Annotated in this window: 16 protein-coding genes; 9 read left to right on the top strand and 7 right to left on the bottom strand. The window is 64.9% G+C overall.

Annotated elements, in window-relative coordinates:
• Positions 1–210: 210 nt before the first annotated feature.
• From N551_RS0101095 to ychF, 3 genes are read left to right on the top strand one after another with little or no spacing between them, the layout of a single operon-like run.
• Positions 211–930 carry a 50S ribosomal protein L25/general stress protein Ctc gene (locus tag N551_RS0101095; RefSeq protein ID WP_027565369.1) on the top strand — a complete coding sequence of 240 codons (720 nt, stop codon included), beginning with the start codon at positions 211–213 and terminating at the stop codon, positions 928–930.
• Between the two features lie 58 nt (positions 931–988).
• The gene (pth, locus tag N551_RS0101090; RefSeq protein WP_007614831.1) at positions 989–1,594 is read left to right on the top strand and encodes an aminoacyl-tRNA hydrolase; all 606 of its coding nucleotides are present in this window, start codon (positions 989–991) and stop codon (positions 1,592–1,594) included.
• A 5-nt stretch (positions 1,595–1,599) separates the two neighbouring features.
• Positions 1,600–2,697, top strand: coding sequence for a redox-regulated ATPase YchF (ychF, locus tag N551_RS0101085; RefSeq protein ID WP_027565368.1), 1,098 nt, complete (start codon positions 1,600–1,602; stop codon positions 2,695–2,697).
• 47 nt (positions 2,698–2,744) lie between these two features.
• On the opposite strand, the gene N551_RS0101080 is transcribed toward ychF, so the two are convergent.
• Entirely contained in the window at positions 2,745–3,041 is a 297-nt protein-coding gene (locus N551_RS0101080; RefSeq protein WP_007596805.1) for a DUF4282 domain-containing protein, read from the bottom strand.
• A 177-nt stretch (positions 3,042–3,218) separates the two neighbouring features.
• Here N551_RS0101080 and N551_RS0101075 point away from each other — a divergent pair, with 177 nt between their 5' ends.
• The 3 genes from N551_RS0101075 (at position 3,219) to N551_RS38600 (ending at position 4,498) form a co-directional block, all read left to right on the top strand.
• Entirely contained in the window at positions 3,219–3,671 is a 453-nt protein-coding gene (locus N551_RS0101075) for a MaoC family dehydratase (RefSeq protein WP_027565367.1), read from the top strand.
• Entirely contained in the window at positions 3,671–4,153 is a 483-nt protein-coding gene (locus N551_RS0101070) for a MaoC family dehydratase (RefSeq protein WP_027520354.1), read from the top strand. The genes N551_RS0101075 and N551_RS0101070 overlap by 1 nt, the downstream gene beginning before the upstream one ends.
• A gap of 198 nt (positions 4,154–4,351) precedes the next feature.
• Entirely contained in the window at positions 4,352–4,498 is a 147-nt protein-coding gene (locus N551_RS38600; protein WP_007596790.1) for a hypothetical protein, read from the top strand.
• Between the two features lie 40 nt (positions 4,499–4,538).
• Here N551_RS38600 and N551_RS38595 read toward each other — a convergent pair whose 3' ends face one another.
• The 5 genes from N551_RS38595 to N551_RS0101040 all read right to left on the bottom strand — a co-directional run bounded on the left by N551_RS38595 (position 4,539) and on the right by N551_RS0101040 (position 7,948).
• Positions 4,539–4,676 carry a hypothetical protein gene (locus N551_RS38595; protein WP_197031095.1) on the bottom strand — a complete coding sequence of 46 codons (138 nt, stop codon included), beginning with the start codon at positions 4,674–4,676 and terminating at the stop codon, positions 4,539–4,541.
• 270 nt (positions 4,677–4,946) lie between these two features.
• Positions 4,947–5,369: a hypothetical protein gene (locus N551_RS0101055; protein ID WP_007614810.1), complete on the bottom strand. Its 423-nt coding sequence runs from the start codon at positions 5,367–5,369 to the stop codon at positions 4,947–4,949.
• 337 nt (positions 5,370–5,706) lie between these two features.
• Positions 5,707–6,624, bottom strand: coding sequence for a hypothetical protein (locus tag N551_RS0101050; RefSeq protein ID WP_027565366.1), 918 nt, complete (start codon positions 6,622–6,624; stop codon positions 5,707–5,709).
• 214 nt (positions 6,625–6,838) lie between these two features.
• A complete protein-coding gene (locus N551_RS0101045) occupies positions 6,839–7,279 on the bottom strand; it encodes a nuclear transport factor 2 family protein (protein ID WP_018453530.1) in 441 nt (146 codons plus the stop codon).
• A 216-nt stretch (positions 7,280–7,495) separates the two neighbouring features.
• Positions 7,496–7,948 carry a nuclear transport factor 2 family protein gene (locus N551_RS0101040; protein WP_027565365.1) on the bottom strand — a complete coding sequence of 151 codons (453 nt, stop codon included), beginning with the start codon at positions 7,946–7,948 and terminating at the stop codon, positions 7,496–7,498.
• Between the two features lie 261 nt (positions 7,949–8,209).
• Here N551_RS0101040 and N551_RS0101035 point away from each other — a divergent pair, with 261 nt between their 5' ends.
• The 3 genes from N551_RS0101035 to N551_RS0101025 all read left to right on the top strand — a co-directional run bounded on the left by N551_RS0101035 (position 8,210) and on the right by N551_RS0101025 (position 9,331).
• Entirely contained in the window at positions 8,210–8,452 is a 243-nt protein-coding gene (locus tag N551_RS0101035; protein ID WP_027520351.1) for a hypothetical protein, read from the top strand.
• A 119-nt stretch (positions 8,453–8,571) separates the two neighbouring features.
• Positions 8,572–8,958, top strand: coding sequence for a hypothetical protein (locus N551_RS0101030; protein ID WP_027565364.1), 387 nt, complete (start codon positions 8,572–8,574; stop codon positions 8,956–8,958).
• 7 nt (positions 8,959–8,965) lie between these two features.
• Entirely contained in the window at positions 8,966–9,331 is a 366-nt protein-coding gene (locus N551_RS0101025) for a hypothetical protein (RefSeq protein ID WP_027565363.1), read from the top strand.
• A gap of 64 nt (positions 9,332–9,395) precedes the next feature.
• Here the strand turns inward: N551_RS0101025 and uvrB are convergent, their stop codons facing one another.
• The gene (gene uvrB, locus N551_RS0101020; RefSeq protein ID WP_081747783.1) at positions 9,396–12,374 is read right to left on the bottom strand and encodes an excinuclease ABC subunit UvrB; all 2,979 of its coding nucleotides are present in this window, start codon (positions 12,372–12,374) and stop codon (positions 9,396–9,398) included.
• Between the last annotated feature and the right edge of the window lie 82 nt (positions 12,375–12,456).

Genomic DNA, 12,456 nt, shown 5'->3' with positions numbered 1-12,456 from the left:
GGGTGTTCCAGCGGCGTAGGTCCCGGATCACGCTGCGCTCCGTCCGGGCTACCGACACCTTCCGGCAGCCCATTCTCCTTGTCATTTCCGCGTCTTCCGGGTAAAAGCCCGCCACGTCCGCAGCCCCCGCACCCCTGGAGGCTTGCTGCGGCGTATGCCATGGGCCGCGTTGCGGCCCATTAACTTTTGCAAAAACAAGGACTTAACGTTATGGCGACCGTCAAGGAATTGAAGGCGACCGCACGTCCGAAGAGCGGCAAGGGGGCCGCCCGGGCTGAGCGTCGCGCCGGGAGAGTGCCCGGAGTGATCTACGGCAACAACCAGCCCCCGCTGACCATCTCGGTTGACGATCGCGAACTGCGCTCGCGCATCCTCGCCGGCCGGTTCCTGACCACGCTGGTCGACATCGACCTCGAAGGCAACAAGCACCGCGTGATTCCGCGCGACTACCACCTCGATCCGGTCAAGGACTTCCCGATCCACGTCGACTTCATGCGGCTCGGCGAAGGCGCCACCATCCGCATCAGCGTTCCCTTGCACGTAGTGAAGGCTGAAGGTTCGCCCGGCGTGAAGCGCGGCGGCGCCGTGAACATCGTTGCGCACGCGATCGAGCTCGAGTGCGGCGTGGAGAACATCCCGCAGTTCATCGAGGCCGACGTCGGGTCGCTCGAAATCGGCCACTCGCTGCATCTCTCCGACATCAAGCTGCCGGCCGGCGTGAAGGCGCTGACCGCCGAGGACGCGACCCTCGTCACCATCGTGCCGCCGTCCGGCTACGCCGAAGAGCAGAAGGCCGCGGCTGCTGCTCCGGCTGCGGGTGCTGCTGCTCCGGCGGCTGGTGCTGCTCCGGCTGCGGGTGCTGCTGCTCCGGCAGCGGCTGCCAAGGCCCCGGCTGCCAAGGCTCCCGCCGGCGGCGACAAGAAGAAGTAATCTCTCAAAGCTGGCGCGCGGTCCCTGACCGCGCGCCGAGCGAGGGGCGCGCCGCGTCATGCGACTGTTTGTTGGGCTCGGCAATCCCGGCCCGAAATTCGCACGTAACCGGCACAATGTCGGCTTCATGGCCGTCGATGAGATCGCGCGGCGTCATGGTTTCGCGCCTTGGCGCCGCAGGTTTCAGGGCGAGACCTCGGAAGGCACGCTCGGCACCGAGCGCGTGATCCTGCTCAAGCCGATGACCTACATGAATGAGTCCGGCCGCAGCGTTCAGGAAGCGGCAAGCTTCTTCAAGATCGCGCCGGGCGACGTCACCGTATTCCATGACGAGCTCGAACTGCCGCCGGGCAAGGTGCGGGTGAAGATCGGCGGCGGCATCGCCGGCCACAACGGCCTGCGTTCGATCTCCGCCCATATCGGCAACGAGTACCGCCGGGTGCGGCTCGGCATCGGTCACCCCGGCGTCAAGGAATTGGTGCACGGCCACGTGCTGTCGGACTTCGCTAAAGCCGACAACGACTGGGTGGCGACGCTCTGCGACGCGGTGGCCGAGCACGCGGCACTGGTTGCCAAAGGCACCGACGCGACTTTCGCCAACAGGGTGCACCTCGCCATGCAGGCGAAGGGATTTTTGACCAAGGACGACAACGGCAAGGAATAACGCTCGTGGGATTTAAATGCGGGATCGTCGGATTGCCCAATGTCGGCAAATCGACCTTGTTCAACGCGCTGACCGAGACGGCCGCGGCGCAGGCGGCGAACTATCCGTTCTGCACCATCGAGCCGAATGTCGGCGAGGTCGCGGTGCCGGATCCGCGGCTCGACAAGCTCGCAGCGATCGCCAAGTCGGGCCAGATCATCCCGACCCGGCTGACCTTCGTGGATATCGCCGGCCTCGTGCGCGGCGCGTCCAAGGGTGAAGGCCTCGGCAACCAGTTCCTCGCCAACATCCGCGAGGTCGACGCCATCGCGCATGTCGTGCGCTGCTTCGAGGATTCCGACATCACCCATGTCGAGGGCAAGATCGCCCCGCTCGCCGACATCGAGACCATCGAGACCGAGCTGATGCTCGCCGATCTCGACAGCCTCGAGAAGCGCGTCGACAATCTGTCCAAGAAGGCCAAGGGCAACGACAAGGACGCCAAGGAGCAGCTCGACCTCGTCAATCGCACCCTGGTGCTGCTGCGCGAGGGCAAGCCCGCGCGCCTGGTCGAGCGCAAGGCGGAGGAGGAGCGCGCCTTCGGGATGCTCGGCCTGCTGTCGTCCAAGCCCGTGCTCTACGTCTGCAACGTCGAGGAAGGCTCGGCCGCATCAGGCAATTCGTTCTCGAAGGCGGTGCAGGACCAGGCTGCCAAGGAAGGCGCCATTGCCGTCGTCATCTCGGCAAAAATCGAGTCCGAGATCGCCACCATCTCGCGTGACGAACGCGCCGACTTCCTGGAGACGCTGGGTCTCGAAGAGGCCGGCCTCGATCGCCTGATCCGCGCCGGCTACACGCTGCTCGACCTCATCACCTATTTCACGGTGGGCCCGAAGGAAGCACGTGCCTGGACCATCTATCGCGGCACCAAGGCGCCGGGCGCGGCCGGTGTGATCCACACCGACTTCGAGAAGGGGTTTATCCGCGCCGAGACCATCGCGTATGAGGACTACATCACGCTCGGCGGCGAAGCCGGCGCCCGCGATGCCGGCAAGCTCCGCCTTGAAGGCAAGGAATACGTCGTCGCCGACGGCGACGTGATGCATTTCAGGTTCAACACGTAAGATTCCGGAGTTCGTGCCCCGGACGCACCGTCCGGGACACGGAAGCCTCACCGTACCCCGCCGCCCTGATCCCTGATCGCGCCGAGATGCTCGTTGATGCGGAAGATGATCAGGATCAGCTCCGCGATGATGCGCGAGAACACGATCCCGACGACGACGCTCGCGATCGACGACAGCAGCATCAGGAAGCCGCCGAACGGGCTGATCGCCATCATCGCGAGGCCGGAGAAGATGCCGGAGAGGCCGAACAGGCAGATCAGCGCGATCACCAGCCAGTAGAAGGTCTTGATGATCGTCGGCGTGATGAAGCGGTCCCATTGAAACAGGTCGCTGAATGAAAACATTGCTCTCCCCAGGGCAATTCAGGTGTTGTCGGGCCTTGCAAATGGATCGTGGCCCCTGCTCGATCCGACTCAAGACCAACGCCGTGCGCCGAATGTAGCACGAGCCATGCGGGCCGGCGGGTTGAGATTGCCGCAAAGTGCGGCCACAATCTGTCATTCCCTCAAACCTTTCCCAAGATGACCCTGACCTTCGAAGATTTCCCGCCCGGCCGGTTCGGAACATTCGGCCCGCGCCATGTCACGCGCGACGAGATCTTGGCCTTTGCCGCCGAGTTCGATCCGCAGCCGATGCACCTCGACGAGGAGGCCGCCGGCAAAAGCATGCTGCGCGGCCTGTCCGGCTCGGGCTGGCATCTCTGTTCGCTGATGATGCGGATGATGGCCGACGGTTTCATTACCCGCGCCGCTTCGCTGGGATCTCCCGGCGTCGATGAGGTGCGCTGGCTGTCGCCGCTCAGACCCGGCGACGACCTCACGCTCGACGTCGACGTCGTGGAGGCCCGCACCTCGAAGAGCCGGCCGGAACTCGGCATCGTCAAGTTCAAATGCACCGTGCGTAACGCCAGGGGTGAGGCGCTGTGCGAGATGACGTCGCCGATCCTGATCAAGCGGCGCGAGGGAGCGGTCTGATGCCGTTTTTCGAGGAGATCGAGATTGGGCATCGCCGCGAGATCGGCGCCTATACGTTCACGGCCGAGTCGATCAAGACATTCGCCGCAAAGTTCGATCCGCAGCGTTTTCACCTTGACGAGGAGGAGGGCAAGAACTCGCTGTTTGGCGGGCTCGCGGCCTCGGGTTGGCATGTCGGCTCGGCCTGCATGAGCCTGCTTGTCGCCGACGGACAGCGTCTGGCGCGGGAAGCCGCCTCGCGCGGCGAGGAGGTCGCGGTATGGGGGCCTTCGCCGGGCTTTCGCGACCTGCGCTGGATCAGGCCGGTGCTCGCCGGCGACATCGTCACCTACGTCAACGTCGTCATCGACAAGCGCAGCTCCGCCTCGCGACCCGGCTGGGGCATCCTGACCGCGCGCACCACCGGTACCAACCAGCGCGGCGAGGACGTCTACGCCATCACCGCCAGTGCTTTCGTGCCGATGCGTGCGAACGGCGGTTAGATTCGTTCCAGGATGAACGGCAAAAACAGCGCGCGAGTGTTGCCCCCGCGCTATGGACGCGATTCCGGGTGGCTGCCATAAGCCTGCGCAACATGGTTTTCCCGCGAAGCAGTTGGGGGAACCATCGAGTTGCTAACCAATTATGAACCTGTCGCTGTCTATTTGAACGAACTGGGCAGAGTACAGGGGACGAGGACCATGGCAGACCGCGGCGCACTCAAGCTGGTCGGATTCATCTTTGCTACCGCGACGCTGGCCGTGATGCTGGTCGCGGGCATGGTGGTGAAGGGCTATGCCGACGGTGCCTACACCTTGGAAGCTTCGACCGTGGAAGCCGCCCGGTAAGACTTCGTTAACTCCGCGGGGCCGCAACGCGGCCTCCGCCTCAGCGGCTATAGACGAACGCCAAGATCGCGATCGCAACCGCCAGCAATCCGACAAAACGCAACATGATCGTGCCGAACTGGTTCGGCGCGGGCTGTAGCGGTATCGGGTCCGTGGTGTCGGGCCGAATGCTTTCCATGACATGTCCCCAGGCCCGGCCGCGATGGCAAGAGCGCTTGGCGTTAGTCGCCGGGTGGATGCGGGAAGTTCAAAATCCTCCGCTGTCGTGCCCCGCGAACGCGGGGCATCCAGTACGCCGGGGGGCTCTCGGTTCTAGCCTCGCTGCCTCTGGAATACTGGATCACCCGCTTTCGCGGGTGATGACAGCTGCGCTTGAGAAGGCACCCTCGAATCAAAACCGCCGCGCCCCTTTCGGAACGCGGCGGCTGGTGATGCGTGATGTCAGCGATCAGCTGTTGCGCAGGCCGTCGGCGGCGCGCTTCCACTGCGAGACGTTGTCGGCGATCATGCGGGTCGACTTCATCGCGGCCTGGCTGAGCTGGGCGTAGCCGGAGATCTCGCGCTGGACGCGCTGGCCTTCGGCGTGGAGCAGGTCGCGCAGGCTCTCGAGCTCGGAGATCAAATTCTCGATCTCGGCGAGGGAGGTGCCGGCGACGCGCTGGATCAGCGAGTTGACGTTGGTGACGGTGGCCTCCGCGCTCGGATCAAGCGGCGGCGCGTCCGTGGCGGTCGCTGCCGGACGGCGCAGATAGGCGATGTCGTTGCGGACGAAGTCACGGATGCCGGCTTCGACTTCCGTCACTGCGGCGAGGTTGGTGTCGATGGTCTCGGTCTCGGTGCCTTCGGTCTTTTCCGGACGCATGGCGTTCATCGTTATTCCCCTGTTCGCGTTGAGCGCAGCGCGAGTGTCCCCCGCACGACGACGTCAGTCTGGGACTAGGGCGTCGGATTTTGGCCGCAACTTGGCCGAGGTGCGGCAAGGGCGGTCCATTCGTGGGCTTTGCCGTGGCGTATGGTTACGGGAGTCTGAATGCTGTCCGCGGAGAAGGAACCAATCTCCTCATGGTGAGGAGCGCGAAGCGCGCGGCGGACGGTGCTGCGCACAGCCGCGAGAACCATGCAGGCCCGGCTGTCGCCGCGAGGGCCTCGATCCTTCGAGACGCGCGCAAGCGCGCTCCTCAGGATGAGGAGAAAGATTCGCGCCCGACCTACCAGCTCTTCTTGAAACCCGCCGTCAGGCTCTTGTTGATCGCCCCTTGCGAGGTTTCGCCGACCGAGCCGGAGACGGTGACGTTGTCGAAGAGCTTTTGTTCGGCGCCGACCTTGCGCAGCCATTTGTCGTCGGTGGTCGACAGCGACTGGCCCGCGGTGATGCTGGTGCCGGTGTCGGTGAGGGTGACCTTGGCCGACTGGTCGGTCTCGTAATTGCGCGTGACGCGACCACCGACGCCGGGGAGCGCCGTGGTGCCCTGCTGGTTGACGCTGTAGCCGTTCTGCAGCGTCAGCGACGTGTCGCCCGTCAGCGGCACCGACTTGGTCAGCGAGGCCCCGAGCTTGCTCTGTTCGGCGCCGGGATCGACGCGGGCCTCCACAGCGGTCTTGTCCCAGATCGCGCCCGCGCCGGGCGCGGTCGCGGCCGCCCAGGCGCTGCCGGACGACTGAGGCACGCTGCCGCCATTGGTGGCCTTCTGCGCCAGCAGCTCGGACATCGTCCGCGGCTCGCTCGTCACCGTCATGTCGGCGCCGATGCGGGCGTCCCAGAATGAGGATACCGACTGCTTCACAGTCACCGCCGAGGAGCCGTTGGCGTTGGCGTTCGTCGCCCAGTTCAGCCCGTCCTTGGCGGCGGCCTGGGCGCGCTTCTTGGCGGCGATGATGTCGTTGAGCGTGCCGGCGTCGATCGCAAGCTGGCCCCAGTCGAGCTTGTCGACGTCGATGCCGCTCAGCACGTCGGGGTCGTTGACGTCGGGGGCCTCCGCCCCCTCGGCCTCGTCGTCGGACGCTGCGGCCGGGCCGGGGGAGAAGGGCGGAATGATCTGCGCCGACACCGTCAGCACCGAGCCCAAGATCAAAGCGGCCGCCAGCATCGGCAGCCTGGTCCAGCCAAACCCTGTCGCGAATTCCATCGTCCTGCCCGTCAGCCCAGTTCCCGCCGAGGATGCGGAACCATCGTTGCGAAATTGTGGCGGTTCCATCGAATGCGAACCAACGGGCCGCGCGAAAGGCGCGCGCCCGATGGCGAGCTTCTCCACGATTGCATCCGGCGGGGCTGGAGGCCAGGACGCGTCGCGGAGAGCATCAGCCATCGGTCCCGAACAGCGGGGCCCGTTGGTGTTCCGTTCAGCCGACGCTGGTCATCTTCGGCAGATGAATGGCGCGGCCGAGTGCCTGCTCGACCAGATCAAACGTGTCGATCAGCACGCGCATGCTGGTGAGCTTGCCCGCCCTGAACTGGGCGAACTGCGCCACCCGCAAGCTGATCGGCTTGCTGGAATCCAGCGCGGTCAGCGAATAGCGCAGCATCGAGGCGGCGGAATCAACGCCCAGCATGATGCTCTCGCGGTCGAAGCGGCGGACCTGGAAGTTGTCGGCGAACTGGCGGATGACGTCGAGCACGGCGTCCTTGCCCTGGCGCGCGCCGAGGAACGGAAACATGTCGATCGGGCCGTAGAGCGCCCACTCGACGTCCTCGTCGATCAGGGCCTCGATGTCCTCGAAATGCCGGTCGTTGATCGCGCGGTGCAATGCTCGCGAGAAACGCCAGAGGCTGTGCTCTGTCATTTTGGGCAGTCCTGAAGCTGGCTTGCGAAAAAACGAAAAACAACCCCAAGCGCACGGGATAGGTGCCGCGGGGTCGCTCAACTCATTTGTATACGAACAAAATACGCCAATTCGGCCAAAACGCAATTCACGTTTTCGCAATGCACAATTGATCGCGGCGTGTGAGATTTACAATAGAACCCCGTATTTTCCCGGTCCGGGCCGGTTTGGAGAGAGCTAAGCCCCGTCCACCCGCTCGCCCACGATCAGCGGGCCGATCTCACGTTCCAGCACCTGCTGCACCAGGTCGTAGGAATCGATGATCTCGCGGATCTGCGCCACCTGGCCGTTGCGGAAATTGTAGAATATGGCCATGTCGACCTGAATGATGCGGTCGTTGCTGCGCTTCCTGAAGAACACGCGCAGATAGGCCGCGACCGCGTCGCCTTCGGCGATGATCTGCGGCACCTCGTAGCGGATCTCGGCGTATCGCTCCTGCACGGTGCGCCAGAATTCGCCGAGCTCCTGCTTGCCGTGGCAGGGGCCCATGTGGGGCAGCACGTCGATCGGCGCGTGGGTGAGGAAGTCGACGTCGTCGGTGCAGCACGACAGCGCCGCCTCGAGATCGCTGCGCGCGATCGCGTCGAGCAGATGCAGCACACGCTGGCGATTGAGCTTCTCGACCGTCATTCCGCCCGTCCTCATTGGCCGTGTGGAGCTTGCGCCGAGCTAATGCGCGGCCTCGGATACCGGCAATCCGCAAACCCACAGGGAATATTGCAGACGTATGACGCGCAAGCGCAATGCCAGGTTCATGACTGCAATTGGGGGTTGAGCGACCGGGCGCCTGCACGAATTCGCGTGGCTGGCGTGGACGCAGGAAGCGAACGCGGAACCGGGACGGGCCTGTGCCCGTTGAGGTCGCAAGGCCGCATCCGGAGACATCGATCCATGAAATCCCTCGCCGCCATCGCCGCCGTACTTCTCATCTGTGGCGCGACTTCCGCCGCCAACGCCAAGGGCTGCATCAAGGGTGCCGTCGTCGGCGGCGTCGCCGGCCACTATGCCGGCCATCACGGCGTCCTCGGCGCCGCCGCCGGCTGCCTCTACGGCCGCCACCATGCCAAGGAGCAGCAAGAGCAGGAGAGACAGCGGCAACAGCAGAGCCAGGTGAACGGGCAGGGCAAGCTGTAACCTTGGTCATTCGGGGGGCGCGCGCCTTGTTCCCGCAGAGGAAATGGGCGTGACGCATCTCACATCATGCCTCCCTGATGGCGGCTAGATTCATCCGCATGTCCTCAGGGAGACGTGCCATGGCCGCCATCGCCAGAGTCAGAAAGTCCAGCCTGCATAACGCGCTCGAAGGCCTCGCGCTGACCGCGACGCTGCAGAGCTTCCCGACCTTCGCCGCCGCCGCCTTCCTGCTCAAGCTGGTCGGCAATCACGACCTGGTCGGCGATCCCGGCGTCGCCATCTTCGTCGCCATCGCTTCGCTCGCCCATGCGCTGCTTGCGGTGACCTTCGGGCCGAGCTTCCCGACCTTCTTCAAGACCGTCTACGAACCAAAGTTCTTCGAGGCCCATCTGTCGCTCACCGACAAGATCACGGCATGGCGAACCCAACCGGTCGCCTCGTTGCAACTCATGACCATCGTGCTGCTGCTGTCCGTGATGGCCGTGGTGACGGCGAGCGTGGGGTGATCGCATCATGCCCTTCATCACCGCGTCGAAATCGGGCCCGCTCAACTGGCTCGAAGGCTTTGCGCTCACCGCGATCCTGCAGGGATTTCCAATCTTTGCCGCGGCGTCCCTGATGGTGAAGCTCCTGGGCAACCATCATGGCGGCAATCCCATGCTTACCATCACCATGGCGACGATCTTCTACAGCTTCCTCTCCATCTGGGCAGGATCGACATTCCCGGGATTTGCAAAGAACGCCTACGAACCGCTGTTCTTCGACGCCAGCCTGTCCTTCTCCGACAAGATCGCCCGCTGGCGCGCCAAGCCCGCGACGTCGATGCAATTGGTGGCCTCAGTGCTGCTGTTGTCGCTGCTGGCGGCAAGCGTGGGGTGAGCTCGCGTTCTCATCATTCTCGCCGCCATGAACAACCATCGGCGGCGCCGGCGCTCTGCACCCCCTACCTCTTCTTCCACCCACCTCTATGCCCCGGCGCGCCTCCGCTCGACCGCGGCGATGGCCCGAACTCCGGTCCCGACTGCCTCGAGTCCGTCGGCTGGATGATCCGGCTCTCGCCGCCGAACGGTTTCGATGGCAGTGCGCGGTCCCCGCGATAGGGCAGGGATTCCGGGCCGTGCATCTCGTCGAGATGCGGCTTGTGCACCTTCGAGCCGCTGCCGCCGCCGCTCGCTTTCAGCGCCGAGCTCACGGTCTTCTTCTTCATGGCGCTGACCGGCAAATTGGCGGCGTCGCCGTATTTCTTCGCGCCCGCATAGGCGCCGGCCTTGCCCTGCACGGTGCGCTGCTTGACGGTGGGATCGTCGACCACTGCGAGCTCGGTGGCGCGCAGCCGCTTGACCTCGTCGCGCAGGCGCGCGGCTTCCTCGAAGTTCAAATCGGCCGCGGCCTCGCGCATCCTGGTCTCGAGATCGCCGAGCACGGCTTCGAAATTGTGGCCGATCGAGATGACGTCGTCGGTCATGTCGTGGCCGCCGATCTCGACCAGCACATGATCGCGCTCGTAGACGCTGTTCATGATGTCGCCGATCGACTTCTTGATGCTCTCCGGCGTGATGCCATGCGCCGTGTTGTACTCGACCTGCTTCTCGCGGCGGCGGTCGGTTTCGGCGATGGCGCGCTCCATCGAGCCCGTCATCTGGTCGGCATAGAGGATCACCTTGCCGTCGACGTTGCGCGCGGCGCGGCCGATGGTCTGGATCAGCGAGGTCTCGCTGCGCAAAAAGCCTTCCTTGTCGGCATCGAGGATCGCGACCAGCGCGCACTCGGGAATGTCGAGGCCTTCGCGCAGCAGATTGATGCCGACCAGCGCGTCGAACGCGCCGAGGCGCAGATCGCGGATGATCTCGATGCGCTCGATGGTGTCGATATCGCTGTGCATGTAGCGGACGCGAATGCCCTGCTCGTGCAGATATTCGGTCAGATCCTCCGCCATGCGCTTGGTCAGCACCGTGATCAGCGAGCGATAGCCGGCCTGGGCCGTGGCGCGGACCTCGCCGACGAGATCGTCGACCTGGGTGCGGGCCGGGCGGATGTTGACGGGAGGATCAATCAGGCCGGTCGGTCGGATCACCTGCTCGACGAACACGCCACCGCTCTCGTTGATCTCCCAGGCGCTGGGCGTGGCCGAGACCGCGACCGTCTGCGGCCGCATCATGTCCCATTCCTCGAAGCGTAGCGGGCGGTTGTCCATGCAGGAGGGCAGCCGGAAGCCGTATTCGGCGAGCGTCGCCTTGCGGCGGAAGTCGCCGCGGAACATGCCGCCGATCTGGGGAACGGTGACGTGGCTCTCGTCGGCGAACACCAGCGCGTTGTCGGGCACGTATTCGAACAGCGTCGGCGGCGGCTCGCCGGGCAGGCGCCCGGTGAGATAGCGCGAATAGTTCTCGATGCCGGCGCAGCTTCCTGTCGCCTCCATCATCTCGAGGTCGAAGGTGGTGCGCTGCTCCAGCCGCTGGGCCTCAAGCAGGCGGCCCTGGTCGTGGAGCTGGTCCAGCCGCATCTTCAATTCGGATTTGATCGACTTGATCGCCTGCACCAGCGTCGGGCGCGGCGTCACATAGTGCGAGTTGGCGTAGATCTTGATGAATTCGAGCTCGTCCTGCTTGTGGCCGGTGAGCGGGTCGAACTCCTCGATGGTCTCGACGGTGTCGCCGAACAGGTTCACGCGCCAGGCGCGGTCTTCATAGTGCGCCGGAAAGATGTCGATGACATCGCCGCGCACGCGAAATGTGCCGCGGGTAAAATCGGCCTGGGTGCGCTTGTATTGCAGCGCGACGAGGTCGGCGATGAGCTGGCGCTGGTCGATGCGCTCGCCCTTCTTCAGGGCAAAGGTCATCGCGGTGTAGGTTTCGACCGAGCCGATACCGTAGATGCAGGACACCGAGGCGACGATGATGACGTCGTCGCGTTCGAGCAGCGCGCGCGTCGCCGAGTGGCGCATGCGGTCGATCTGCTCGTTGATCGAGGAGTCCTTTTCTATGTAGGTGTCGGTGCGAGGGACATACGCTTCGGGCTGGTAGTAGTCGTAATAGCTGACGAAATACTCGACCGCGTTGTCGGGGAAGAAGCTCTTGAACTCGCCATAGAGCTGGGCGGCGAGCGTCTTGTTCGGCGCCAGGATGATGGCGGGCCGCTGCGTGGCCTCGATCACCTTGGCCATGGTGTAGGTCTTGCCGGAGCCGGTGACGCCGAGCAGCACCTGAGAGCGGTCATTGCGATTGATGCCCTCGACCAGCTCGGCGATCGCGGTCGGCTGGTCGCCGCGCGGCTCGTAATGCGACTTGATCTCGAAGCGCACGCCGCCTTCGGACTTTTCCGGACGCGGCGGCCGATGCGGGGTCCACACCCTGGTGGAGCCGTCGTCCTTGCGGAACTCCGGCCGGCCCTCGCGGATCAGCGATTCCAGCGCGTCGGCGGTCGCCTTGACGCCGAGCGCCTCCATCTTGCTGCGCGGCGGACGCGCCAGGGCTTCGGCATCGTCCTCTTCCGTGGGAAGACCGAGCTGACGCGCCAGCTCCGGATCGAGCGTCGGGATCGTGGCCGCGGTTCCGTAATTGGCCTGCGGTGCTTCCTCGAAGCCCGCGTCGCGGGCGCCGGGCGGCTGCGGATTGGGCCGCAGCGGCATCGGCCGTGTATTGTCTTGCGGAAACTCCTTCGGCGTCGAGGTCCGCGCGCGATGCGCGGCGGCCTCGCCCCCGGAGCGGCGGTCGCGCGAATTGTCCGGCGGCGGCTGCAGGCCGGTGCCCGATCCGAGCCCGGCATCGCCGCGATTGATTGCGGGATTGAGCAACTCGGCCAGCGCCGGCCCGATCGGCTGCACGTCGGGGCGAGACGCCTTGGAATTGGGCGCCTTCGCGTTCGGAGCCTTGGTCTTGGGGGATTTCCCGGATTTTTCGGAGGATGCAGGTTTCTTCGCCATGCTCCGAATATGGGGCGAGTCCGCCTCGCAATAAAGAGCGAATGCCCCCTCCCGGATCAGACTGCTGACAGCAGGTTGGCAG

It is taken from the genome of Bradyrhizobium sp. URHA0013 (genome assembly GCF_000518345.1).
Taxonomy (GTDB): Bacteria; Pseudomonadota; Alphaproteobacteria; order Rhizobiales; family Xanthobacteraceae; genus Bradyrhizobium.
This window is presented reverse-complemented; position numbering and strand designations above follow the sequence as displayed.